This is a genomic window from Candidatus Avelusimicrobium sp. (assembly GCF_051874775.1).
Classification (GTDB): domain Bacteria; phylum Elusimicrobiota; class Elusimicrobia; order Elusimicrobiales; family Elusimicrobiaceae; genus Avelusimicrobium.
Genome location: NZ_JBJEGE010000019.1, coordinates 1 through 25,225, shown reverse-complemented (window position 1 = coordinate 25,225; position 25,225 = coordinate 1). Strand labels below are relative to the sequence as shown.

Genomic DNA, 25,225 nt, shown 5'->3' with positions numbered 1-25,225 from the left:
AATACCATCCTTTTTATTGTATCAATTTAGAGCAGAAAAGGGGATAAGGACTACTTTTCCGTATAACAATGGCAAGAGCCGCGGCCCCCGCAGCCGTCGTACCAATCGTCATTTTTCATTTCCGCGCTGCAAAGGGAATCTCCCGCGAAATCTGTGTCTTCATAAGCACAACAAATACGATTGTTATTGTCGTAAAACCAAAGCAAAGCAGCCACCGTACGCGGCTTGTAGACGATTCCTTTCTTTAGCAAATAACACTCCACGCGGCCCACGTTGTTAGAACGACACAAGCCGTCGGCCAAGGAGACCTCATTGCCGTTGGTGTTAGGAAACGTCACATCCAAATCCGATAAATTATCGGCATACCCTCCATTCGCCATAGAAAACGCCTGTTGGGCTTGAACAATAGAACGGGCCGCCGTTACCATTTGGGTAAAACGCGACCGCATAACCGCTTTTTCATATTGCGGCAACGCCACCGCCGCCAAAATACCAATGATAAGCACGACGACTAACAATTCAATTAAGGTAAAACCAGTTTTATTAGATCCTGAAACAAGTTCAGGATGACAGCAAAGCGTAAATCCTTTCATAAAGGCCCCTATATTATGGTTTGCCGGCTTTATGGCTTCATGGCGTCATTCCGGTCCTGCGGACGGCAGATACTACGGAATCTCGTAGTTACTAAACAACAGATTCCCGATAGAAACATTCGGGAATGACGCAAGCATAGTAAGCCGCCAAACTTATAAAAAGTTATCCTGTTGGGTTTCCGCCGCAGAAACCACCGATTTTAAGCAAATAAACCGCAGTTGGGAAACCCCGCGCAGAAACCTCTTGGGATAACTGTATCGTATCAAAAAAAAAAAACGGGTCAAGGCCTTCCAGGCCGCGGAGTTTGTCCACCCTCTTTTGACTATGAAGTTACACTGTTTTAGGAATGGCGTGCGCGAATAAATAATAACCCATACCCCATAAAATCCATTTCCTTATTTTAATACCCGGGCTTCGTCCTGCTTATAAAAAGCGTCTGTCGTTACCGTTTCCGTTTATGCAGGCCTTTATCCTGTTTATAAAACGCCTCAAGGCGGAAAACGTTTTTATTTGTCCGAGCGGAGCAAGTTGTAAAAACGTCCGCCGAGAGTGCGTTTTATAGGATCCGGCCTGCAAGTTTTTTGCTTACTTTTTGGCGATACAAAAAGTAAAAATAATTTTTCTTTCTCTACTTTTCTTTCTTATATAAAAAAGAAAACCCCCGCTTGCGCGGGGGGTTATACAAAACGCAATTTTCAGTATTTATTTGGCTTCGGCCGCTTCTTCGGCTTTCGCTTCCGGCTTGGCGTCAGCGATTTTTTCTTCCACCGTGGTCAAAGGATTAATCTGCACTTTGATCGTGGCGGTAACGGTCGGTTTCAAATAAATGCCCACTTCGGTTTCGCCCAAAGCTTTAATAGGCATATTGAGTTCGATAGAATCTTTGGCGATGTTGTGGCCGAGAGCGGTCAACGCTTTGAAAATATCGGCTTTGTTTACGGAACCGAATACTACGCCGTCGCTGTTGACGGTTTTAGTGAACGGAAGCACGACACCGGCCAATTTTTCGGCGATGGCGCGGGCTTCGGCGAGTTCCGCTTCAATGCGTTTAGCGCGGCGTTCGGCGCCAAGCTGCCAATTTTTAATAGCGCCTTCGGTGGCGATTTCCGCCAAGCGGTGCGGCACTAAGAAATTGCGGGCGTAACCGGGCTTTACTTCAACAATGCTGCCCACCATACCCAAATTTTTGACGTTCTGTTTCAAAATAACTTTCATTGTTCGTCCTCCGGCTTATTTTTTGGGCAAAGAATACGGCAAGATAGCCAAGTTGCGGTCGCGTTTGATTGCTTTGGTAATCTGACGCTGATGTTTGGCGCAGGTGCCGGTGATTCTTCTGGAAAGGATTTTTCCGCTTTCCATCGTGAAGGACTTTACAAACTGAAAGTTCTTGTAGTCGATATTTTCGATTTTTTCCGCGCAGACTTTGCAGACTTTTCTTCTGCTTTCAAAGCGCTTTTTGCCCATAAACGGACGCGCCGGTCTTTCGGGGCGGGCGGCCGGAGCGGCGGTGTTGGCCGCGGGGGCTTGAGTTTTAATTTCTTCGGACATTGGATATTCCTCTTGTCTTAAAGTTTAAAAGGGCACGTCATCTTCCATCACTTCGGAAGTAGGAACGTCGTCCTTAGCGGCCGCGTGGGTTTCGTAAGAAGCCCCTCCCGCGGCACCGGATTCCAAAATTTGGATCCGTCGGGCCGTAACCTGCAGAGATCTGCGGGTTTGCCCGGTTGTTTTGTCGGTGTATTCGCTGCTGGTGAGGCGGCCTTCCACTTGAATGGGAGTCCCTTTTTTCACCCGGTCTTTACACCGGTCGGCTGCCGCGCCCCAAACCACCACGGGAACGAAAACCGTGTCGTCTTTCCACTCGTTCGTGGTAGCATCCAAATATCTGCGGTTCACCGCAATATCACAACGGCACACTGCCTGACCTTTCTGCGTAAACGCCACATTCGGGTCACGTGTTAACCGTCCGACTAGAAGGACAAGATTCTGTTCCGGTAATTTGATTTGTGCGGGCATACGTTAACCTTATTTTGCAACGACAGGAGCCGGTTTGGCTTTCACTTCCATAGCGAGCATCGTCATAGAGCGAAGCACTTTTTCATTGAGTTTCAAAGCGTCTTCGAAAACTTTTACAAATTTCGGTTCGGCTTTAAATTTCAAGTAGAGGTAGAAACCGTCGCGAACGTGGTTTACTTCGTGGGTGAATTTTCTTCTGCCCAATTTTTCTTCGCTGGTTACTTCCCCGCCGTGTTTGGCGATAAGTTCTTTCGCCTTCAACACGAATTCGCCCACTTCTCCGTCGGAGAGTTGGGGTTTAACAATAATTACGCTTTCGTAAGTTCTCATATACTCTATTTTAGTTGCGTTTTGTTTCGTCAAAAAATCCCCACGGGAATTTTCCGTCCCGCGAAGTTTTTTACAAATCTCTTTCGGGCGCTGATGCACCTGTGGCCCCGGCGGATTTTTTCCTATAGATATTATAGCAAAAAAACGGAAAAAAGGCTTCCGTTTCATCCCTGCCGCTATTTAAAACGATACGTGGCGTAGCGCTGGGAAGTGGAATAGGGAGTTTCCGTATGCGTTTCCAGCTTGCAAACCCGCTGGGCTACATCCCCCTTGGAAAAAAATGCGTGACAATAACGGACAGCAGAAGAAAAGTTCGTTTCAAATTCCGGCACTTCCGTATACCAAGAGCTGCACTGCACAGTTCCCATTCCGTAATCACGCAAAACGCAACGCCCCCACTTTCCACTAATTTGACTATATGTCCCAGAATCATTTTCCCCTAGCGTAGCCGCACCGAAATCCAAATCAAGTGCGCTAAAATCTGTTGTATACGCCCCATTTGCCATATAATAAACTTCTTCGGCCTCGGTAATCGCCGTCCCCATTAATACCAGTTGCTGATAGCGAGACCGCGCCACTGCCGTTTGGTACTGCGGCAGCGCAACCGCCGCCAATATACCGATAATTAAAATGACGACTAACAATTCGATAAGCGTAAAACCAGTTTTATTGGATCCTGAAATTCTATGACTAGACTCCGGACTACGGCCTTCCGGAGTGACGCTAAGCGGTAAAAGCGTCAGTTCAGGATGACAGCAAAGCGTAAAACCTTTCATATTCGTTTTCTCCATAAAAAAGTCATCCTGAGTCGCTTCTGCTCAGTTTCTACCGATTTTAAGCAAATAAGCCATAAAAGGGAGATTCCGTACAGAAATACTACAGGATAACCTATGTTATCAAAAAAAAAAAACAATACAACCCCTTTTGGCAGAGGTACAATTTCGGCGGACTAAAAACAAGGTGACAACAGAGAAGAACCTATTGTCTTTTCAGGAAGATTTTAGAAGGGCTCGTGGCCCCTTTGATGAGAGAAAGTTTGTTTTCGGGCAGGCCCAAATGTTCCGCCAATGCGGCGCGGACGGCTTCGTTGGCGCGGCCCTGCTCGGCAGGCGCTTTGACCCAGACTTCAAACGTATCGGGGGATTTTTGTTCCAGCCGGTTTTTCTTTTCCCCCGCGTGGACCTTTACTTTAATATAACTCTCCATAAGTTTATTTTACTTTTTTATTAAAAAAGTAAGCAAAAAACACTTTTACTTTTTGTTCCGACAAAAAGTAACAAAAAACTCGCAGGCCGGGCCCTATAAAACCCCATTCCGTCCGGCGCATTTTACAACTCGCTCCGCTCAAACAAATAAAATGCGATACCCGTACGGAACGGTTTTTATAGACAGGGCATGGGCCTGCAAAACACCGACAAGAAGCATAAGGTGGCCAAGGGGCGAATACAACAAGTACGAAAGTTATGTATGCCGTGCCGTGCAGAATAACATTATAGATGTTTGCCTGATTTGTCAAATTCGCTTTAGATTGTGCGGGCTAGTTGCCCGTATAGGCGTGGCTGTAGCCACGTCAAGGGTAAGGCACGCACAAGATAACAGAATTTGGCAAATTGTTGGCCCGAAAAAGACATAAGGAACGGAAAATATTTTCCGTTCCTTATGCGTAAAACGTCAGTTACCAACAGCTGTTACTTCTTAATCAAGCTCTTGGCCGTCATATCCGCCGGTTTCTCAATCCCCATCACATCCAGCACCGTCACCGCAATGTCGCCCAAGTTGCCCGTGGGCTGCATTTGGGCAGATTTATCATCGTTATTTAAGTAGATAAAGTCCACCAAATTCGTGGTATGGGCGGTTTTGGGCATATTAATTTTGTCGTCCCACATTTCTTCGGCGTTTCCGTGGTCGGCGGTAATAAACACGGCGTAATCTTTCGCCAAAGCGGCTTCTGTCACCGCACCCGTGCACTCGTCCACCACTTCCACGGCTTTAACAACAGAGTTGAAATTGCCTGTATGGCCCACCATATCGCAGTTGGCAAAGTTGATAACGATAAAATCGTACTTGCCGGAATTAATCTGGGTAATCGCTTCGTCCTTGACGATATACGCTTCCATTTCCGGATGTTCGGCAAACGTGGCGGGGTCAAAGCGTCCTTTCTTTTCAATACGGTCCTCGCCCGGGTACGGTTTTAACAGTTTGCCGTTGAAGAACGATGTAACGTGTTTGAATTTTTGCGTTTCCGCCAAGCGCAGCTGTTTCAGGCCGGCTTTGGAAATAACCTCCCCCAAGAGGTTATTCATTCCGCCGCCGTCCGTCATAGAAGGCAACGCGTTATAGGGGAAAGAATCGTAATACTTGGTTAAACCGCAATACACGCAGGGCACGCGTTCGCCGCGGCTGCCCGGGTAAGTGTCATCAATAAATGCGCGGGTGAGCTGAATGGCGCGGTCTTGACGGAAGTTGAAGAAAATCACGCTGGAACCCGCTTCCATTCCTTTGTAATCGCCCAATACGGTCGGCGGGATATATTCGTCCACCATCGGTCCTCCGTCGGGCGTTTTCATCGTTTTATAATCTTCGGACACTACTGCTTCGGCGGTCGTACCGTGCAAGCCTTTGGCGTGAACAATCAAATCATACGCTTTATCGGTCAGGCTCCAGTCCTCGCCGCGGTCCATAGCGTAGTAGCGGCCTTGAATAGTGGCGATTTTGCCTGCACCGTATTCTTTCATCTTTTCTTCCAGCGTGCGGATATAGCCGATAGAGCTCTGCGGCGGCGTATCGCGGCCGTCGGCAAAGAAATGAACGTTAATATCTTTAATGCCTTTTTCGGCGGCGTATTTGATAATGGCGTGCAAATGGTCGTGGTGGGCGTGAACGCCTTCGTCCTGTACAAGCCCCATTACGTGCAGCGGTTTATTATTTTTAACGCAGTTATCTATACACGCGGAGAACGCGGCCGATTTAAATAAAGATCCGTCCTCAATAGTATCTTTCAAGCGTTTGAGTTCCTGAATAACGATACGTCCAGCCCCCATATTGAGGTGCCCCACCTCGGACGAACCCATATATCCGGCAGGCAGCCCCACCTGTTCGCCGGAGGCTTCGATTTGGGTATGGGGATATTCAGCCAAGTATTTGGTAATGTTGGGAGTCTTGGCGCTTGTTACGGCATTATGCGGGCCGGCTTTGGCGTCGCCCCAGCCGTCGCGGATGATTAAAACCACTTTTTTCATACGGTAATTCTCCTTAATTGTGACCAATCAAATCTTGCCAGCGTTTGCATTGAAACCGGTTTAACTGTTCCAATGTCGTTACGCCTTCTTTACCTAATATTGTAAGAAAATAATAGAAAATCTGCTCGGCCATTTTCGTATCGGCCATCGCGCGGTGCCACCCTTGGCAGCTGATTCCCAACTCTTCGGCAATCAACCCCAGACGGTTGGATTCAAATTTTCCGCTCTTGCGCGCCAGCTTAAGCGTATCCACCACCGGATACGGCGGGAAACGCATCCCGCAGGAGGCAAATTCCGCGCGCAGAAAAGAAACATCAAAATCGGCGTTGTGCGCTACAATAACGGCGTTATCCAACACTCCTAAAAGTGTAGGCATAATATCGGCAAACGTCGGGGCGTCTTTTACCATTTCGTTAGTAATACCGTGAATGGCGATAACCTCCGGACTCATCGGTATCTGGGGATTAAGCAGCGTGGAAAACTCTTCCACCACGCGGCCGCCTTGGGAAACGGAGACGGCGATTTCACAAATTTTGCCGCCCTTTTCCGGCGAAAGGCCGGTTGTTTCGGTATCTAAACAAGCAAATTTAATTTCATTTAAGAGCATAAAATTACATCCAATAAAAGCGTATACGCACTAAAAATCCTATCAATACAGCACCAATAATCCCCACATAAAACGCCATAGAGGATACGTCTAACAAGCGATTACGGCGCGCATACGCGCACGCGGCAAACCATACCAACAGCACCGCCGCCCAACGCCACCCGGGAAGCAACATAATTAAAAAGAAAATCGCGCGGACCATCATTAAAAGCCAGCGTGCGTCAAATGTGGGATATTCGCGTCCGTAACGGTCCTGCTCCACGGCAAAAATAAACCAACCCAGCACACGGGTAGACAGAACGAGCCCAACCAAAAAAATAACCCACGGTTCAGCAAAAAAATTGCCCGTTTCATACAATACGCGAAAAGGCACGCACAAGAACAAAAATAACAAATTAACAAGATTTTTTACCAAAAACGTCACGGCATAACCGTGGCGGAATTTGCCGCCAAATTGAAAAAATTCATCCGAAAATACGTGGAAAACGGTAAACAGCGAAATACACACCCACCCGGGCAGATGCACCAGCTCCAAAAACGGCCAAGACATTGTTAAATACCCATAGCAAAGACCCAAACCAAGCAGTAAGAATACTCCGCCGTGCAGCAAAAAACCGGCCGCGCGGGAACGGACAAATGCTTTTTCGCCCGCGTGATTAAAAAGTACAAAATCCGTCAAAAAGTACGCCAAAAACAAACGCCAAAATACAATCATTTTTTCTCCTTGGGAAACGTCACAGTAAAACGGCTCCCTTTTCCCTTTCGGCTGGTTACGTTTAATTCGCCGCCGTGCGCCGTTACAATTTGGCGGCTGATAAACAGCCCTAAACCATATCCGGCCTTGTCGGAATTAATTTGATAATATTTTTGAAAAATTCCTTTCATTTCCTGTTCGTTCATTCCGATACCGCTGTCCTCTACAGCCAGCCAATCACTAGAAGCATCTTGCCCGCCGCACACGCGGACATAGCCTTTATCGGTAAATTTAACAGCGTTGGAAACCAAATTCATCAGTACGCGGCGCAACAGTTTCGGATCGGCCTTAAGCGTAAGCGGCGGGACATCCGTCTCAAGCAAAAGCCCTTTTTCCGCCGCAGTAGGCGCCAGCGCATCCGTTACGCTCTTGGCTAATGCGGCCGCATCCACCTGCTCTTTACGCGGGGAAAGCATACCGGCCTGCACGCGCGACACATCCAGAACATCCTCCAACAGAGACGACAAATCGCGCGCGGCGCGGCTCATCTGTTCCAAATATTCTTTTTCTTCCTCTTTGGAGGCTTTGCCGCTTTGCAAAATATATAAGTAGCCTTGAAGGCCCAAAAGCGGCGCGCGCAAATCGTGCGCGACGGCGCGGAAAACGTGTTCTTTCATTTCGCTTACTTGTGCCTGAAGCTGAAGGAGCTGATAATCTTTTAAATCGGCAGTCATTTTATTAAACTGGGAAATTAACTGTTTAAATTCTCCCCAGCCGATATCTTCATCTATTTTACCTTCCAAATTGCCTTTACTGACTTCTTTGGCCGCTTCGGACAGTGCGCTGATCGGTTCTCCCAGCCGCTCGGCAAACGTGAGAGCCCCGAAATACGCCAGCGTAGCAATAGTCAGCAGAAATAAAGCCAAAATGATATTGGTGTAATAAATGCTGCGGTACGCTTCGCTTTTTAGCTGGAGTACCGCCACGTACGCCCCCAAAATAGGTGTCGACGCATACGCCCCCACGTAACCGTCTTGTTTCGTTTTCAATTCTTTAATCAGCCGCTCGCCGGACGTAAAAGCACGGCGCAGTTCCTCCGCGTCAAACTCGGGGCGGTATTGGTATTCGCCCGCATAAACGAACCCGTTTTGATCCACCAAATAAATGCGGCCCGTTGTGCCGATACGCTGCTCCTGCACGCGCGACAAAAAAGCGAAAAAACTCATAATGCCGTACAAAAAATCGCCGTTGGGAAGCGGATAAATAAATTCGCTGATGGGACGTCCGTCCACCACATCAAAACTGCTCACGGATAACTTATTTTGTTTAGACAACTCCTCCAACACCGGATCTCCCGATAAATCGAGCGGAGGCACATCACGTAAAATCTGCTTGTCTCCGGCACGGTAGAGTTCTTTTCCTTGGGCGGATAAAACGGCCAGCATTATAAAATCGGGATTAGCCGAAAGCGCGTCACGCAAGACGGGAACGGGGCTTTTTTTAGCGTTCAGCGCGTCGGTAACGTGCGGCGCAAACGAAAGACGCCAGCCCAAATCCTCGATATGCTGGTTCATAGAAGAAGAAACGATTTGCGCCAAATTGGCGTGGGTTTCCAAGATATTATCTTTTAAATGTTCCTGATAATACGCCAGCAACAGCACCATAGGGACAAACGGCATTAACACTACGGCCAGAAACAATTTAAAAAGTTTAGAAAATAAAGACATATTTCCCCTTTGTATCATTATATCAATTCGTGACAAAACGGGCGGGAAAAATCCGCAGTGCCAAAAGGCCTAAATCTCTTTAGGCCTTTTCTACAAAGTCCGTCAGGTCTAAAGACTCTGGTATCCGGCGGTACCAAAGCCTATAGTATGAATATGATCAAATACTCGATTCTCTTTGTCCATTACGCAAAAAACGCTTTTATCCGCTGCGCGAAACGAAATGTGAAAAAACAAACCGCCACGGCGCTTTCCGAGCGGACGATTGGACTGAACCAAGAAGAAGCTGCTTTTATAGAACGTCAAACCTGCCAACTGCTGCGCTGGCAGAAGGCGGAAAACGTACGAAGACACCGCTTGGGCATTCCCCCGCCGCCCGTGCCGGGAAAAATTGCTTACGCGGTATATATGTAATTAAAATTAATTTTCTGCGCCGTTCCGCAAATACGAAGTGGCTTTTTTATGAATTTGCTGTAACAATCACAAAAAAATCCGCCGCCAGAATGCGGTTTCAAACAAAATCCCCAGCCAGATGACTGGGGAAATGTCCTCTAAAATAACTCTGTATTCAATATTCCTTCGTCAGGGACAAACGCCTAACGTTTAAATCGCAACCAACCGCCACCGCCGTTTTTTTAAATGGAAAATGCCGGATAATGCGTACTGTTTTTCCCGGATTTTCCGCCGCCAGTTTCCGCGCTTTTTGGGCAATAGGAAATATCGGAGAGGAATCTTCCAGCAGCGTATTAAAATCCCCTATGCCCGGCTCGGTAAACTCCACGACATACGGACGGAACTCCTTTAACAGCCACGGCAAAGCCGACGGCTGATTATAATCGGTATGTCCTAATCCCGCGTGTACGAATACCACCGCGGAGGGATCCTCAAGCAAAATCCGGCGGATGATTTCCGCCCAATACAGGTTGCGCGTTTCCATCCCCATGGGCGAAACTGACCGCCACGCCAATTCCGTATCGGCAAATCCCGTTCCGTAGCCGCGTTTAACCAGTTCATCAGATAATGTGGGATTTTCCAATCCCACCACGTTTACCCCCGCCCGAATAAGGCGTTCTGTTACAGCACGGTAATACGGGCGTTTGCGTACCCTGAGTTCTACATCGGCTTTGGAATGCAGCGGAATAATTTCTCCAACAGAAGCATCCGCAAATTCGGAAGCGTAATAAACATTACGTTCAGGATAAGCTTTTTGATATTGATATACCGCACGTTCCGTTTCGTTCACCATCCAATCTATTTCGTGTACTTCCCCCAACATTACTACCCGTGCCGTAACGGGAATGTAATTTAAGTAGTGTATGGAACCAGCTACAGCATCCAGCACGGGGGCCGGTTGCAGCTTAGACAAAGCCAGCTGGCGTTCCAAATAATTCAAGACCGACTTTTCCTGCAAAGCGGTACTTCTGCGAATCCATTCGGCGGACGGAGCACGAGCCGGATCCAACACAAAATACTCTCCCAGCATCCGTTCCACGCCCGAAAAATCGCCCGCGCGCTGTAAACTTTTCCAATAGGCCGCTTGTGCCGCCGGAAGGCGGGGCTCTAACAGTTTTCGGGCGACCACGCGTTCTGCCGTTCCCCGAACAGATTGTTTTACACATACGGCCACAGCTTTTCCCTGGGCACGGACGCATACGGACAAGGCAAATACGAAAATAAAAATTAAAGCATAACGGAATTTCATATTCATACTATGCCAAAAAAATGTACAAAAGAACAGGGTCATTGGACCTACCTACCCTTAGGTCCACCCTGTTTTATGGAAACCTTTTTGTCAAATTCACTTTAGATTGTGCACGTAAATTGCCTGCCTAGGCGCAGCCGTAGCCACGTCAAAGGCAAGGCACGCATAAGATAACAGAATTTAGCAGATGGTGACCCCTTAAAAAACATAAGGAACGGAAAAATTTTTCCGTTCCTTATGCGTAAATCGCAACTTACCAACAGTTGTTATTCAACTATTTCTTGGCGTTTTTGACTTGCTCAATAATGCGCGGCAAAATCTGATGCACATCACCCACCAAGCCGTATTTGCAAACGTTGAAAATCGGCGCGTTTGCATCTTTATTGATACCGATAATCACATCGCTGTGTTCCATCCCTACCACGTGTTGCACCGCACCGGAAATAGCGCAGGCTACATACAATTTGGCAGATACGGTTACGCCACTCTGACCGATTTGCTGTTCTTTTGGTTTGAGTCCAAGGTCGATAGCCGCGCGCGAAGCACCCACGGTACCGCCGAGTTCGCCCGCCAAGCTTTCCAAGAGGTTAAAACCTTCTTGATTTTTCATACCGCGTCCGCCGGCGATAACCACTTCGGCTTCGTCTAGTTTCATCCCAGCCGCAGGCGGATCAATATGCGTATTAATAATACGCACACGGGAGGCTTCCGCCGGAACGGAAATGGTTTCATTTACAATCTGGGCCATTCTGTTGGGCGTCGTAACCACCTTTTTAAACACATTGGGGCGTACGGTGGACATCTGCGGACGGTAATCCGGACATTTGATGTCGGCCATAATGTTGCCGCCAAAGGCAGGGCGGGTTTGAATTAAATTGCCTTCTTTAACGGAAAGGCCCGTGCAGTCGGCGGTGAGGCCCACAAACAGTTCGGAGGAAATACGCGGAGACAAATCGCGGCCGATGTACGTAGAAGGATACAGCACCACGCTGGGATTGTACTTTTTAATTAAAGTAACCATCGCATTGGCATACGCAGTGGTGTTATAACGCGCGTAGGCGGGTCCTTCCACGGCATAAATTTTATCGGTGCCGTATTGGGAAAGTTCCGCAAAATACGGTTGAATGTTGTTGCCGATGACGACTGCGCAGAGTTCTTCGCCCAGCTGGTCCGCCAACTCGCGGCCTTTGGACAAAAGTTCAAAGCCCACGGGGCGTACTTTTTGAGTTTTGCCGTCGTCGGAAATTTCAACAAATACCCATACGCCTTTATAAGCGGACAGGTCTTTTTTGGCCGCGCCGGTGGCGGGTAAAGACAAAGCCTTAACGGGACACCCGCTCACGCACGCGCCGCACATCGTGCACGCATTGGACGCAACCGCTTTGCGGTTGACCAAAGAGAGCGCCCCAAACGGACAGGTGGATACGCATTTGCCGCATCCTACGCAGTTAGCAGAAATCTGAATCATTTAATGACACTCTCCTTTTTCAAAATTTCAACAAATTTATCGGCTAGTTCCACAGCAGATCCGGAGAACATTTCGCCTTTTTGGCGGGCCGGCGGCGGGAAGATGCGGTCCACGCGCGTGGGCGAGCCTTCCAAGCCCAGTTTGTGCGGATCCGCGCCGATGTCGGCAGCCGTCCAAGTATAAGTGGCTTTATCCTGCGCTTTGTGCGCGGCCATAAAAGACGGATATTTGGCAACGTAATCGTGCGGCATCGTCATCGTAACGAGAACCGGTAAATCGGCTTCCAAAATTTGGTGGCCGCCTTCAATTAATTTTTTTACAACCACTTGGTTGCCGTTCGCATCAATGCTTTCGCAGAACGTAATCTGCGGAATACCCAAGTGGAACGCAATCCCGGGGCCGGTTTGGGCGGTATCACCGTCAATGGCCATTTGGCCGCAAAGAATTAAATCGTACTGGCCGATTTTTTTAACAGCCGTAGCAAGCGCGTAAGAAGTGGCCCACGTATCGGAACCGGCAAACGCGCGGTCGGACAGCAGCACGCCTTCATCAGCACCTAACGCCAAGGCCAAGCGCAGCACAGCAGTAGCCTGCGCGGGCCCCATAGACAGAACCGTCACTTTCGCACCGGTTTTGGCTTTAATTTCAAGTGCTTTTTCCAAAGCAAAATGGTCGTAAGGATTCAAAATGCTAGGCACGCCCGCACGGATCAGCGTACCGGTTTTCGGATCCACTTTTACTTGGGTGGAATCGGGAACTTGTTTAATACATACAATGATATTCATATCAGATCCTATTTCTTAAAGATTTCTCTGAGTTTGGCCGAAACAACGTCCATATCGTCGATAAGGCCGCGCATTTTATCTTCAATACCCACCAAATTTACGCCTTGGCTGAGTTCAGCGGTATTAATCGTCGGGCAGGTGCCTAAAATTAAACGCAGCCCGTCGGACGCGGTTTTAAACGCGCTCTGGCGCGCATTGACGCGGGCCATCGTGCATAAGGTATTGATATCAAAGCGGCTGCCTTCGGTAACCACTTTGTTGGCACATTGGCGGGAGAATACGGCCGCCACTTCCATTTCGCTGATCAGGTCGCCCAACATAAAAGTTACGTACTGGTGGCGGGTCAGCTTGCTCAAGCGGCATTCGTCAAGCACGCGGGCCAAGGCTCTAAAACCTAAGGCCACGCTGTCGGCGCCCACATTGGGGTTCTGCGCGTGGATAGCGTCAAACTCGGCGGCTTGGTTCAAATAGTATTGGCCGCGCGATTTCAAATGTTCCTGCCAGCGGCCGCGGAAAATCGTCATTTCCAACACTTCGCTGGTACCTTCGTAAATGCAGGTAATTTTAACGTCGCGTTTGATTTTTTCCACGGAGAATTCTTTGGTGTAACCGAAACCGCCCATCGCCTGAATGGAGTCTTCAGCGGCTTTATTGCCCGATTCCGTAGCGTACAATTTGGCGATGGCGCCTTCGGTGGCGAGACCGTGATTGTTGACTTCCAGCTGTTTAGCTGTCCAGTCGATATAAGCGCGGGCCGCTTCAAAGCGGACGTAATGCGGGGTAATAAGTTTCAACATAAACCCCTGTTTTTCAGCGAGCGGGCCGCCGGCCTGGATGCGCTGCTGGGCATACTGCAAAGCGGTTTCCACCGCTTCTTCGCCGCCGCCCAAACCGAACGCGGCCACCATCAAACGGGTGTAACCGAATACGGCCTGCGCCTGTAAGAAACCTTGGCCTTCTTTGAGACCGATCAAATTTTCGGCGGGAACATAAACATCGTCAAACGCAAGACCCGCGGTGTTGGACAGACGGATCCCGTGTTTGTCTTCGTGCACGTCCTGCGTAAACCCGGGGGTGCCTTTTTCAACAATGAACCAGCTCGGGCCGCCGGGAGCCAGCGCGAGCACGGTGTAAATATCGGCCACGCCGCCGTTGGAAATCCACATTTTGCTGCCGGTAATTTTGTATCCTACCACTTTTCCGTCTTTAATGACGTGTTCGGCGCGGGTGCGCAAAGAAACAAGATCGGATCCGGCGTCGGCTTCCGTCGCACCGTAGGCGACGAGTTTATTTTCGTGCGCGATTTTTTGGAACCATTTGGCTTTCTGTTCGGGGGTCCCGCCCACGTTAATCGGGTCGCTTCCCAAGAAAGTGGCGAATACGCCGGTGGCAATACCCAAATCGATGCGGGCAAGCTGTTCGCACACGCGGTAAATTTCGGTGGTTTGACCGCCGAGGCCGCCGTATTCTTCGGGGATTAACAAAAGATGTACGCCCAGCACATTGTGGTCGTACATTTCTTTCAAAATATCCAAGGGAATTTCGTTCTTGGCGTCATGCTCCCGGATGAGGTTAAAGGAAATCCGGTTTTTAGCATATTGCTTCAAACTGTCTAACATCAGGTTTCTGGTTGTCAGGTCGTTTTTTGCCATGTTTGGGAGTCTCCAAAATACAATATAGATATATGATACTATTTTTTGGGCTTATGCGCACTGCAAGGGCATAAAAAGCCCCGGAAAATGAGCTTCCCTTGTCTTTTCAAAAAATCTTGCTATAATTTAGATAATAGATAAACCTATGGAGAATCTTTATGAAAAATTTTCTTTTAAACTTCTTATGCTTGGCTGTTAGTATGCCTGTTTTCGCAATGCCAGACTTAAGCGCCAAAATCAATCAGAGCGTGCAAAAAGCAACAGAGGAAAGTCTGCCGGAGAAAACTCCACTTACTTCTATAAATAAAGACATTTTGGAAACAACTGTCCTCTTATTTGTTTCTGACCCGAAAAACGCGCAAAGCACCGTGAATGCGGCTCTTTTTGGTGCCAATATGTTGCCGATTGCGTGTAACTCTGTGCAGCAGGAACTTCATTTTACCAATAGCTACGGACAAAACAGCTCCGTTGCAACATTTGCAGTATGTCAAGGCTGGAATCTTACTTCCAATGGTGAAGGAGATTCGTCCCGAACTATGGAAACTTTCCTTATTATAGATACGCGCAACGCTATTACCAGCCGAACCCAAGGAACTTTCCGCATGGGCGGTCGCGACGGAATGACTGCCGGCGAATTATTGGCATTACTTGAAGAACCTGCAGAAAAAGCTGTTGTGCTGTTTAAATTGTCGTCGAAAGAACAAAATGCGCTGGTACCGTTAGCCGAAACAGCATATGCGGTCACAAAAATCAGGGAGAAACACATTCCTGCTTCTCTCAACAAAATCAAGCAGGGTTTAAACGAAGTGGCCCAAGCCGATCCGAACATCTTAAAACTTTTTTTACACACACCTTTTTACGACTCGTATAACCAAAGTGGAGCCAATACCGTTTTCTGCGAAACGGTTGCCCGCTTGTCCCAAAGCAGAGAAAACTTAACGCCGTATATGCCGTCAATAAAAGAGTTGTTAAAGCTATTGCTTGCCAAAGGAGCGGCTGATTCGCCTTGTTTAAACGATTCCAATGCAAAAGGAATCGCCGCTTATTACGACTACTATTTCAGCAGGTATACGCCTGGCCAACCCATTGTCAAATTATTAGATGTGTTGCTGCCGAAAACCCCCGTAAAAGAATATGAGATGTTCCGTTAAGTGTAGCTATGCCGCAAATAAAAGAGGTATAATAACTCTATGAACTGTATTTTTTGCGGCATAGCCGACGGCTCCGTCAAAAGCCAACTCATTTATGAAGATGACGACGTGGTGGCGTTTAAGGATTTAAACCCGCAAGCGCCTACACACCTTTTAATTATTCCGCGCAAGCATATTGCGCGTTTGTCCGAAGCAGAGGAGTCGGACGCGCTTCTTTTGGGCAAAATTTTGCTGGCAGCGCAAAAACTTGCCAAGCAATTTAATATAAGAGATTTCCGCCTGGTAACTAATAATGGCAAAGGTGCGGGTCAAAGTGTGGACCATTTGCACTTCCATTTGATGGCTGGCAGGCGTTTTTTGTGGCCGGCAGGTTAAACCTGTACAAAATGCGCCAAAATAAGCTATAATGTATAAGGAAATAAAAGCTTTCTTATCTTTATCTACTAGCCGTAGAAGGTGGTGAAAAACGTAATGGTTTTCGTGAAAGTAAGAGACGCCGAACACCTCGAAGAAGCCCTCAAACGCTTCAAAAGAGAATGCGAAAAAAACGGTATCTTGAAAGAAATCAAAAGACGCGAAACGTATATGCCTCCGAGCGTAAAACGCAAAATCAAATCGCAGGAAGCTCAACGCCGCGCTAGACGCACCAAACGCAGACGTTTTTAATTAAAGCAGCACCACAGGCAATAGTCCTTTACGCAAGTATCGGGCTATTGCCTTATTTGCCTTTAATCCCAACTAAGCGGACAGTGCGTTGTGAACAATAATATCGTAGAAATTATCAAGGACAAGTTGGACATTGTGGAATTTATCCGGCAGTATGTACCGAACCTTAAACGCGCGGGTAAAACCTACAAGGCCTGTTGTCCTTTTCATAAAGAAAAAACCCCCTCTTTCACTTGTAGCAGCGAAAAGGGGCTTTACTATTGTTTCGGCTGTCAAGAAGGGGGCGATATTATCGCTTTCCTGATGAAAATGGAAGGTCTGTCGTTTAACGAGGCACTTGAAAAACTGGCCGGCATAGCGGGAGTGCAATACAAACCCGCGCGGCCGGTAACGGGCGAAGAACAGCGCCGCGCCAACGTGCGCCGCCTGCTTGACAGAGCCAAATCGTTCTACCACAAAAACTTAATGTCAGCCGGAGGCGAGTTCGCGCGCGCGTACGTAAAACAGCGCAATTTGACAAAAGAAATCTGCCAAAAGTTTGAACTGGGTTTCGCCAAGAACGACGCCACCGCTTTTGCGCGTGAAGCAAAGGCCGCCGGATACACGGAAAAAGATTTAAAAGACGCAGGGCTGTGCGTGATTACCGCTTACGGAGCGCGGGATTACTACCGCAACCGCCTGATGTTCCCGATTATCAACCAACGAGGCGACACTGTGGGATTTGGCGGACGCATTTTGGGAGAAGGCGAACCCAAGTATTTAAATTCGCCCGAAACGGTTTTATTTACAAAAAGCCACGTGTTGTACGGACTGAATTTTGCAGGACCCGCCATCCGTAAAGCGGGTAAAGCCGTACTGCTTGAAGGCTATATGGATGTAATTGCCTGTCATCAAGCTGGCGCAGAATATACGGTGGCACCGCTTGGTACCAGTTTAACCGAAGAACACGCACGGCTTTTGAAACGCTATACAGATAATGTAACCGTACTGTTCGATCCGGACGCAGCAGGCATCAAAGCCGCTTTGCGCGGTGCACTTATTTTGATTGAACACGGACTGTTCGTCAGAGTGGCGTCTTTGCCGGAAGGGTTGGATCCCGACGAATATATCGCCAAATACGGCAAAGAAGCTTTTGAAAATATTTTAAACCAAGGGCAAGATTTAATTGTCTTCCATACGGCCCTTCAGCTACAAATGTATCCCCAGCCTCTCGGTGCACAGGATAAAACACGCATCATAACGGAACTGGCGGACACTATCGGCAAACAACCGGATGAAATCGTCCGGCGCGAATGGGCTAAATATGTGGCCGAACACGTAGGCGTGGACGAAGCTCTGGTACTTGAAAGGCTGCGCCGCCCGGCGATGCAAACGCCGTTTGCGCGCAGACAGGAAGCGCGTCCCGCCGTGCAAATGCCCGCCAACCCGGCGGAAGAAGAACTGACGGCGTGGCTGCTAAGAGCACCGCAGCACGCGGAACTTTGCGCCGGACTTACGCAAAACGATTTTTCCACAGTGCAGGCTTGGAAATTATTTGAAGCCGTACGTAAAGCGGCCTCGGAAACTTTGGACGCGCAAACCGCCGCGCAAAAAGCGGCCGCCTATGCACCGGAGAGAAAAAATGATATCGTCCGGCTGGCGTTGTTTCAACCGCCTCAGGAAGCGGAACCGGCACACGACATCGCCGCCTGTGCAGCCAAACTCGCGCACGCGGGCCTGCATAAGAGACTAGAAGAAATAAAACGCCAGATGAAGCGTCTGGGCGCGGGCAATGTACCGCAAGAGATTTTTCAAGAATATATGCAGTTGCAAACCAAATTAAAAAAATAAGCAGTTGAGGAAACTTATGGCATCCGGAAACAAAGAGCTAAAAGATTTATTAGAAGAAGGAAAAGAGAGCGGATTTCTGTCGCTTGAAGAACTGAACCGTTCCATCGCCGCAGCGGATATGAGCGCCGAGGATATCGACGGCGTAATGGGCACACTTGACGACCTCGGTATTCAAGTAGTAGACCAGAAAAAATTTAAAGCTGTCGCCGCGCAGGAAAAAGAAATGTTAAGCGAGGATTGGTCCGCAAGTTCCGACATTTCCAACTCCATCCGTATGTACTTGTCCGAAATGGGAAAAGTGCCGCTTTTATCGCGCGACGAAGAAATTACGCTCGCGCGCAATATCCGCGAACGCGAAAAAGAATTGCGCAAACTCGTTTTGGAATCCCCCATCACAATGCGCGAAATCTGCAATTGGGAAGAGCTGGTCGATCAAGAAGAAATGACCACCAAAGAGCTTATGCCCCGCGGAAAACGTACGACGCGAGAGCTTAACAATATGCGCCGCAAACTTAAAGACGCAGCCACTTTTATCGGAAAACGTGAACAGGAAATTACCAAACTGATGAAAGAACTGCGCGAAGGGAATCTTCCCGATAAAAAACGCAACAACTACATCGAAAAACTGGAAGCTAAACAGAAAGAAGTGGTAGCCAGCATTACCAAGCTGAACTTAAACCAAAACAAAATCAAACGCTTGACGAATAAAATTAAAAATCTGGCAGACCGTTTAAGCGAAACTTCCAACGATATGAAACGCTTTGACGAATACTTTGGGCCTTACGAGTCTGTCAAAAAACTCGTCACGCGGTTTCACGCAGGCAAAATCAGCGAAAAAGATTTTAAGAAGCAAACCAAATTTACCATCGAGGAACTGGACCGCGCCATTAGTAACATTGAGGACATCCGCCGACGCCACGACCAAATGGTAGATATGCTGCCGATGACGGAAAAAGAATTCATCGCGTTTAACGACCGCATTGTATTCTTTGAAGATATGATTTTGCAAGATAAATTAAAACTGATCAAAGCCAACCTGCGCTTGGTGGTATCCATCGCCAAGAAACACATCAATTCCAATTTGGAACTGTCCGATCTGATTCAGGAAGGCGGCCTTGGGCTGATGAAAGCCGTGGAAAAATTCGAATACAAACGCGGTTTTAAATTCTCCACCTACGCCACGTGGTGGATTCGCCAAAGCATCAACCGCGCCATTGCGGACCAAGCCAACACCATCCGTATTCCGGTGCATATGAAGGAGCTCGTTTCCAAACTGACAAAAGTTACCAACAAGTTCCGCCAGGAACACGGCCGCGAGCCCACGTTGGAAGATTATTCCAAAACGCTGCGCCTGTCCGTGGAAAAGGTGAAAAGCGTACTCAAAATCATGCAGGACCCGATTTCTCTGTCCACGCCTATCGGTGAGGATGAAGATTCTAATCTGGAAGACTTTATCGAAGATAAGAATGGGCCGAATCCTACGAGTGCAGCTGTGGATTTCCTGCGCAAACAGGAAGTGGCCGATGTGTTGGCCACGCTGTCTGAACGCGAAGCCAAAATCATCAGCCTGCGCTTTGGAATTGATTCTGGCTACCCCCGCACCTTAGAAGAAGTGGGAAAAATGTTTAACGTAACACGCGAACGCGTACGCCAAATTGAGGCTAAAGCCATTCGCAAATTACGCCACCCCAGCCGTACCAAGATGTTGAAAGATTACCAGGAATAGTTTGCTGCACGACCCTGCCGCAACAGGTTGGAACTTTACAAAAACGCCCCGAACTTACTTCGGGGCGTTTTTGTATCACAGTAAAACAAGCATTCGCTTGTTAGTTATTGAAATACCACCGTTCTACTTCTTGCATCAATTGATGTTGTTGGGCAGAATTTAGTTTTTTCTCCACTTGTTGTGTAAGTTTTCCGGATAATCTGCCAGCCCCAGAGGATGCTGACGCCGAAGCAGGCACAACCGGTCTTGTGAACTTAGGGGCCCCTGCGGACGCCACATCAGATCCGCCCCAAACCTCAAAATGGTTTTTCTTGTTAAAATGCATTTCTAAATATACAAATTCACCATTTTTTCCTTCAACATAATGTACAACACCTTTTGAACCGTATTTGACAGAGCGGAGCAAAGATTCCCGATTGTTTGCGTAAAACCAAACGGAACGGCGGGTAAGCGTTTTTCCCTTTTCCGCTAGTTTTTTCCGTTCTTCCGCCAACAGATTTTTCCCGTCTTTCGTGACCAACCGAAAGGAGGAATCGTACAGATGCATATAATAGATTTTCTCGCCGTTCGGGCCTTGTGCCAATAAGGGACGGTTTAACTTGTCCCGATGAATCACTGTTTCCGGAAAAGACATAAACGGTGAAAGAGAACTGTCCGTGCAGGGTGCAAAATCTTGATCCTCTTTCAATACTCCGTTTTGATAGGTTTTTACATTCCACACATCATCTTCTTTAGAGCGAATTGCATACGGACCTGTTCCCAACTGCATTCCGTTCACATAATATGCCGTAGAGCTTTTACACAAGCTGCGCCAGCCGTTATTTCCGCCGCGCTGATTTTTGTGCGTAATATCAATCAAATTAACCACACCATCAGCATCATCACACGTCAGGGACAGCGTGCGGCTGTTCATCACTGTATTATCGGGATTTTCCCCCCTGTAGAGAGGGTGCGTATTGCTGTCACGGGCAAGTGAGTACTGATCACTAAAACCCAAAGAATGACCTATCTCGTGCAGTAGATTTGCAAACATTATTTTTTCCGAACTCGCACGAAAAGGCGATTTAGTGACTCTCTGTCGGCGCGGATTTTTCGGCACATAAATTTTGGGACCGTCAAATAAATAACACGCACTCGCTGTATCCCCGCATAACGACACAACATCCTGCCAGTCCACAAACTCAATAGTAATATCTTCCCCTTCTTCTACAAATTCCACTGGAATTCCTCTTTCCAGCAGCGGCAGAATATCGCCAAATTCACGTTCGCGTTTGGCACTGCGGATATGTTTCGCCGTATTAAAAAACCACTCGTTATATGCATCTTGAACTCTTTCGCGCCACAACGACAGGTTTTCCTCCGGCTCATTTCTAAATTCAACATACACCTTAACAGGACGTCCCTCTAATACGGAACGGAGCAAATACCGTCTCCCCACATTATCGGAAGAGTCCCCCAGCGAAGACCCGCTGTTTTCCGACTGGGAAGGCGAATCATAATCCGACAAGGCACCCCACGGAGCGGCCCACAATAAAACCGATGATAACAAACAAGATAATATAAAAAAGATACGCATAAGAATCTTCCTAAAATAATTTCGTTGAAAAGATATAAATAGTATACAATTCTTTTCTTCAAAAACAAGTTATCCCGCATATGCGGCCGCCCCACGTGCCAACACTCACATATGCTACCGTTATAGTAACGGGTCTCTCCTTTAATAAGCAAACCGCCGCTTTTTGGGCGGCGGCTTTACACTTTTTAAACGTATTAAAATTATTTTTCGTCTTTCCTTTCAGACACTTTTATATTTTCCAGCTCACCAATCAAACTCAGTAACGTGGGCTGCAGTTTGGTCATATATTCCTGTTCAAACGTGCTGATGCGCTGTTCCATACGGGCCAACTGTTTGGCTAAATCGCTGTTTGCTTTTTCCTGCGCGATTTTAAGTTCCTCCAAACGGTAGTGCAAATCTCTTACTCTTTCTTTTAAATCAGCCGTTTCCAAGGCTGCGGAACCTTGTAAAGACTGCAACACCGCCGCACGCGGTTTATACGCAGGCTGTTGAGCTACGGTAACGACGGTCAAATTTTCTACCGCCGGTTCAAAATCCGTCTCGCGCGCCAGCGCAGCACGGTACTTAGCCGTAAAAACAAACAGTAAAATAAAGCAAACGGTAAACCCGATTAACTGTAAAATGACGATGTTTTCCATATTAAAAATATCATATCATATTTTAGGCATATTTTTATTTGTATGTATCGGATTTTACGCGGGTATAGGGATCATCGCAAAAAGAACGGATAATTCCTATCAGCCGTAAAACGCACCATACTGCAGCCGTCCATACAATAATTTTACCCCACACAGAGTGGGCCTGATACCACTTTAGAAACCAAAAATAAATGATCAGCCCCAGCGCTATAATCACAAAACCGCACATTTTTAATCCGGACAAAGAAGCATTCCGTATAACAGGCTGCCCGCTTGGCCGCCATGGCACCATAATTACCGGCAAGAACTGTAATAAGAAAAATGGGTTCATCTATTTTGTCCTCCGTCAAACTACCGTCTTTTGACAACTACAAAGCACGCCCCGAATACGGCAGCGTACAATAACGCACTTACCGCGGCGCGCCACAACCCGCCCCAGCCGGGGCCCCACGCATATACGGCCCCACCCAACAATAAAAACGCAGCCACATTTATTAAGCTGAATTTAAAAGCCATAAAAAAACCTCCTAACGGATTACCGTTCCCGTTTGCCCCGTTTGGTAGTGCACGATACGGATTTCCACGCCCTTTTCTTTGGCCAGGCGCACGGCGTCCGGATGAAGCACGCTCGCACCGTTTAAGGCGAGCTTATACATTTCGTCAAAATCCAACACTTCGTATTTTTGGGCTTTTTCGTCTTTGTTGGGGTCGGCGGAATAAACGCCGTCCACGTCTTTAATCATCTCCACGTGCTTTCCCCCCAGCTGGCAGGCCAGAAATACGGCCGACACGTCCGACCCGCCGCGTTTTAACGTGGTAATTTCCTTGTTTTCGCCGATTCCCTGAAAACCGGCCACCACGGGGACGTGTCCGGACTCAATCTCCCGCACCAAGCGGTCTCCTTTCAGAGATAAAATATCTGCCCCCGTATGCGTACAAGTGGTAATAAGGCCGATTTGCGACCCCGTCAGCGATACGGCGGGAACACCAATGGCCCGCAGCGCAATAGACAAAAGCGCCACGCTGACGCGCTCGCCGGTAGTAATCAGCATATCCAGTTCGCGCTTGTCGGGGCTGGCGGTAATGCTGTAGGCGTGATCCAGCAAGACGTCGGTTAAATTACCATTGGCCGAAGCCACAATTACGGGGATAAAACCGTTGTCATAGCGGGATTTGATTAAATCGGCCGCCATCAAAAGTTTTTGTTTATTGGCCAGCGTATTGCCGCCGAATTTCATAATGCAAATTTGTCTCATAGCCAGTCCTATAACCACGCGGGCAGGCTGTGTCCTGCCAGCATTTCTTCGTAAGAAGTCCGTTTGCGTACGACGCAAAATTCCCCGCCGCGCACCATCACTTCCGGCACCAGCGGGCGGAAATTATAAATAGACGACATTGATGCGCCGTATGCCCCAGCACACATTATAGCAAGTAGCCGCCCTGCTTGCACAGGCTCGATAATGCGGTCTTTGGCGAAAACGTCGCCCGACTCGCAAATCGGCCCAACGATATCGGCAATTAACGGCGCAACGCCCTTTTTGGAAATGGGCTGAATGGTATGCCACGCGTCGTACATAGCGGGGCGGACCAAATCATTAAAACCGGCGTCCACTACAATAAAGTTTTTGCTCCCCATTTTTTTCGTACAAACCACTTCGGTTACCAAAATACCCGCGTTGCCCACTACCGAGCGGCCGGGCTCCACGATAATATGTTTGTGCAAACTGCCCAGCGTCTCGCGCACCACCTCTGCATACGCCGTGCAGGTAAGGGGCAGCTCCGCATTATAGTTAATGCCCAAACCGCCGCCCAAATCAATATTATCCAACACGATGCCTTCCGCTTCCAGTTCCCTCACCATTGCCGCCACTTTGGCAAACGCCAGCCGGAACGGTTCCGCGTCCAACAGCTGCGACCCAATATGCACCGCAATCCCCGCCAAACGGACGCCTTCCATTTTGGACGCTTCACGGTATAGGGGGAGCGCGTCATCCCAGTCTACGCCGAATTTGTTTTCTTTCTTGCCGGTGGTAATTTTGACGTGCGTCAAGGCGTCCACGTCCGGATTGACGCGCAGCGCCACATTGGCTTTTATCCCCAAGCGCAGCGCGATTTCGTTGATAGCGCGGACCTCGGCGGCTGATTCCGCGTTAATTTGCAAAATTTGGTTTTTAATGGCCGCTTCCAGTTCCGCCGCCGTTTTACCTACGCCGGAAAATACGATTTTATCCGCAGGGATACCGGCTTTCATCGCCACGTACATTTCGCCGGCAGACACCACATCCGCACCGCTACCCATACGCGCCAAAGCGGATACTATTGCCAAGTTTGTATTGGCTTTCACGGAATAACAGACCGTAGCGTTAAATTCCGCCAATGCTTCGCGGTACGCCTGATAGTTTTGCGTCAGTTTGTCAGACGAATAGCAATAAAAGGGGGTTCCCACCTCCCGCGCAATCCGTTTTACGTCTACACCTTCCGCATACATTTCGCCGTTTTGATAATGAAAGCACATAGTTTTCTCTCCTTGGCTGCAACGCACAAAAAAGCTCCCGCTTACAATTAAGCGGGAGCGTTGCAAACCGGTTATATTAAGTAAAGCGCTATTTTTCCGCAAAATTGTAAGCCGAGGCGCAAGAGCGTTTTTTGCTCTTGTCCTGTTTGCTTACACGTTTGACGGATAGAATAAAGCTCATAAAGTTAGTATAGTAAAATTCCAAAAAATACGCAACTAACCTTTTTTATACGCAATACAAAACAAAAAAGACCGTTATACTCCCCAATATAAAGGAGGAGATTTATGAAGAGAATCGTACTTTTGCGCCAC

27 protein-coding genes are annotated in these 25,225 nt (G+C 48.1%); 6 read left to right on the top strand and 21 right to left on the bottom strand.

Annotation, left to right across the window (positions count from 1 at the left end; translation table 11 throughout):
* Nucleotides 1–50: 50 nt before the first annotated feature.
* From ACI351_RS03835 to ACI351_RS03785, 11 genes are all read right to left on the bottom strand, one after another.
* Nucleotides 51–593: a type IV pilin protein gene (locus ACI351_RS03835; RefSeq protein ID WP_439733938.1), complete on the bottom strand. Its 543-nt coding sequence runs from the start codon at nucleotides 591–593 to the stop codon at nucleotides 51–53.
* 703 nt (nucleotides 594–1,296) lie between these two features.
* The gene (gene rplI / locus ACI351_RS03830; protein WP_439733937.1) at nucleotides 1,297–1,809 is read right to left on the bottom strand and encodes a 50S ribosomal protein L9; all 513 of its coding nucleotides are present in this window, start codon (nucleotides 1,807–1,809) and stop codon (nucleotides 1,297–1,299) included.
* A gap of 15 nt (nucleotides 1,810–1,824) precedes the next feature.
* Entirely contained in the window at nucleotides 1,825–2,142 is a 318-nt protein-coding gene (gene rpsR, locus ACI351_RS03825; RefSeq protein ID WP_439726603.1) for a 30S ribosomal protein S18, read from the bottom strand.
* Nucleotides 2,143–2,166: 24 nt separating this feature from the next.
* A complete protein-coding gene (locus ACI351_RS03820; protein WP_439733936.1) occupies nucleotides 2,167–2,610 on the bottom strand; it encodes a single-stranded DNA-binding protein in 444 nt (147 codons plus the stop codon).
* Nucleotides 2,611–2,619: 9 nt separating this feature from the next.
* Nucleotides 2,620–2,940, bottom strand: coding sequence for a 30S ribosomal protein S6 (rpsF, locus tag ACI351_RS03815; RefSeq protein WP_439733935.1), 321 nt, complete (start codon nucleotides 2,938–2,940; stop codon nucleotides 2,620–2,622).
* Nucleotides 2,941–3,116: 176 nt separating this feature from the next.
* Complete coding sequence (locus ACI351_RS03810) at nucleotides 3,117–3,716, bottom strand: type IV pilin protein (RefSeq protein WP_439733934.1); 600 nt, start codon at nucleotides 3,714–3,716, stop codon at nucleotides 3,117–3,119.
* Between the two features lie 202 nt (nucleotides 3,717–3,918).
* On the bottom strand, nucleotides 3,919–4,146 hold the full coding sequence (locus tag ACI351_RS03805) for a DUF167 domain-containing protein (protein WP_439733933.1): 228 nt from the start codon (nucleotides 4,144–4,146) through the stop codon (nucleotides 3,919–3,921).
* 482 nt (nucleotides 4,147–4,628) lie between these two features.
* Nucleotides 4,629–6,179 (bottom strand): 2,3-bisphosphoglycerate-independent phosphoglycerate mutase, encoded by a 1,551-nt coding sequence (gene gpmI / locus ACI351_RS03800; protein ID WP_439733932.1) that lies wholly within the window; start codon nucleotides 6,177–6,179, stop codon nucleotides 4,629–4,631.
* A gap of 13 nt (nucleotides 6,180–6,192) precedes the next feature.
* Complete coding sequence (locus ACI351_RS03795; protein ID WP_439733931.1) at nucleotides 6,193–6,786, bottom strand: 3'-5' exonuclease; 594 nt, start codon at nucleotides 6,784–6,786, stop codon at nucleotides 6,193–6,195.
* Nucleotides 6,787–6,790: 4 nt separating this feature from the next.
* Entirely contained in the window at nucleotides 6,791–7,501 is a 711-nt protein-coding gene (locus tag ACI351_RS03790; RefSeq protein WP_439733930.1) for a hypothetical protein, read from the bottom strand.
* Entirely contained in the window at nucleotides 7,498–9,207 is a 1,710-nt protein-coding gene (locus tag ACI351_RS03785) for a sensor histidine kinase (RefSeq protein WP_439733929.1), read from the bottom strand. Before ACI351_RS03785 ends, ACI351_RS03790 begins: the two co-directional genes overlap by 4 nt.
* 147 nt (nucleotides 9,208–9,354) lie before the next feature.
* Here ACI351_RS03785 and ACI351_RS03780 point away from each other — a divergent pair, with 147 nt between their 5' ends.
* Nucleotides 9,355–9,618, top strand: a complete 264-nt coding sequence (locus ACI351_RS03780; RefSeq protein ID WP_439733928.1) for a hypothetical protein — start codon at nucleotides 9,355–9,357, stop codon at nucleotides 9,616–9,618.
* A 154-nt stretch (nucleotides 9,619–9,772) separates the two neighbouring features.
* Here the strand turns inward: ACI351_RS03780 and ACI351_RS03775 are convergent, their stop codons facing one another.
* The 4 genes from ACI351_RS03775 to ACI351_RS03760 all read right to left on the bottom strand — a co-directional run bounded on the left by ACI351_RS03775 (nucleotide 9,773) and on the right by ACI351_RS03760 (nucleotide 14,811).
* Nucleotides 9,773–10,906, bottom strand: coding sequence for a hypothetical protein (locus ACI351_RS03775; protein ID WP_439733927.1), 1,134 nt, complete (start codon nucleotides 10,904–10,906; stop codon nucleotides 9,773–9,775).
* A gap of 274 nt (nucleotides 10,907–11,180) precedes the next feature.
* Complete coding sequence (locus ACI351_RS03770; RefSeq protein ID WP_439733926.1) at nucleotides 11,181–12,374, bottom strand: FAD-binding protein; 1,194 nt, start codon at nucleotides 12,372–12,374, stop codon at nucleotides 11,181–11,183.
* Nucleotides 12,371–13,159 carry an electron transfer flavoprotein subunit beta/FixA family protein gene (locus ACI351_RS03765; RefSeq protein WP_439733925.1) on the bottom strand — a complete coding sequence of 263 codons (789 nt, stop codon included), beginning with the start codon at nucleotides 13,157–13,159 and terminating at the stop codon, nucleotides 12,371–12,373. Before ACI351_RS03765 ends, ACI351_RS03770 begins: the two co-directional genes overlap by 4 nt.
* An 8-nt stretch (nucleotides 13,160–13,167) precedes the next feature.
* Nucleotides 13,168–14,811, bottom strand: a complete 1,644-nt coding sequence (locus tag ACI351_RS03760) for an acyl-CoA dehydrogenase family protein (RefSeq protein ID WP_439733924.1) — start codon at nucleotides 14,809–14,811, stop codon at nucleotides 13,168–13,170.
* Between the two features lie 158 nt (nucleotides 14,812–14,969).
* Here ACI351_RS03760 and ACI351_RS03755 point away from each other — a divergent pair, with 158 nt between their 5' ends.
* The 5 genes from ACI351_RS03755 (at nucleotide 14,970) to ACI351_RS03735 (ending at nucleotide 20,184) form a co-directional block, all read left to right on the top strand.
* Nucleotides 14,970–15,962 carry a hypothetical protein gene (locus ACI351_RS03755; protein WP_439733923.1) on the top strand — a complete coding sequence of 331 codons (993 nt, stop codon included), beginning with the start codon at nucleotides 14,970–14,972 and terminating at the stop codon, nucleotides 15,960–15,962.
* Nucleotides 15,963–16,001: 39 nt separating this feature from the next.
* A complete protein-coding gene (locus ACI351_RS03750) occupies nucleotides 16,002–16,337 on the top strand; it encodes a histidine triad nucleotide-binding protein (RefSeq protein ID WP_439733922.1) in 336 nt (111 codons plus the stop codon).
* 96 nt (nucleotides 16,338–16,433) lie between these two features.
* Nucleotides 16,434–16,628 carry a 30S ribosomal protein S21 gene (rpsU, locus tag ACI351_RS03745; protein ID WP_087286540.1) on the top strand — a complete coding sequence of 65 codons (195 nt, stop codon included), beginning with the start codon at nucleotides 16,434–16,436 and terminating at the stop codon, nucleotides 16,626–16,628.
* Between the two features lie 90 nt (nucleotides 16,629–16,718).
* The gene (gene dnaG / locus ACI351_RS03740; protein WP_439733921.1) at nucleotides 16,719–18,458 is read left to right on the top strand and encodes a DNA primase; all 1,740 of its coding nucleotides are present in this window, start codon (nucleotides 16,719–16,721) and stop codon (nucleotides 18,456–18,458) included.
* A 16-nt stretch (nucleotides 18,459–18,474) separates the two neighbouring features.
* Nucleotides 18,475–20,184 carry a sigma-70 family RNA polymerase sigma factor gene (locus ACI351_RS03735; protein WP_439733920.1) on the top strand — a complete coding sequence of 570 codons (1,710 nt, stop codon included), beginning with the start codon at nucleotides 18,475–18,477 and terminating at the stop codon, nucleotides 20,182–20,184.
* Nucleotides 20,185–20,284: 100 nt separating this feature from the next.
* Here ACI351_RS03735 and ACI351_RS03730 read toward each other — a convergent pair whose 3' ends face one another.
* The 6 genes from ACI351_RS03730 to lysA all read right to left on the bottom strand — a co-directional run bounded on the left by ACI351_RS03730 (nucleotide 20,285) and on the right by lysA (nucleotide 24,913).
* Entirely contained in the window at nucleotides 20,285–21,760 is a 1,476-nt protein-coding gene (locus ACI351_RS03730) for a hypothetical protein (RefSeq protein WP_439733919.1), read from the bottom strand.
* A 200-nt stretch (nucleotides 21,761–21,960) separates the two neighbouring features.
* Complete coding sequence (locus ACI351_RS03725; RefSeq protein WP_439733918.1) at nucleotides 21,961–22,398, bottom strand: hypothetical protein; 438 nt, start codon at nucleotides 22,396–22,398, stop codon at nucleotides 21,961–21,963.
* A 34-nt stretch (nucleotides 22,399–22,432) separates the two neighbouring features.
* Nucleotides 22,433–22,642 carry a hypothetical protein gene (locus ACI351_RS03720; protein WP_439733917.1) on the bottom strand — a complete coding sequence of 70 codons (210 nt, stop codon included), beginning with the start codon at nucleotides 22,640–22,642 and terminating at the stop codon, nucleotides 22,433–22,435.
* Nucleotides 22,643–22,749: 107 nt separating this feature from the next.
* Nucleotides 22,750–22,914, bottom strand: coding sequence for a hypothetical protein (locus ACI351_RS03715; protein ID WP_439733916.1), 165 nt, complete (start codon nucleotides 22,912–22,914; stop codon nucleotides 22,750–22,752).
* 11 nt (nucleotides 22,915–22,925) lie between these two features.
* Nucleotides 22,926–23,654 (bottom strand): amino acid kinase family protein, encoded by a 729-nt coding sequence (locus tag ACI351_RS03710; RefSeq protein ID WP_439733915.1) that lies wholly within the window; start codon nucleotides 23,652–23,654, stop codon nucleotides 22,926–22,928.
* Nucleotides 23,655–23,662: 8 nt separating this feature from the next.
* Entirely contained in the window at nucleotides 23,663–24,913 is a 1,251-nt protein-coding gene (gene lysA, locus ACI351_RS03705) for a diaminopimelate decarboxylase (protein WP_439733914.1), read from the bottom strand.
* Between the last annotated feature and the right edge of the window lie 312 nt (nucleotides 24,914–25,225).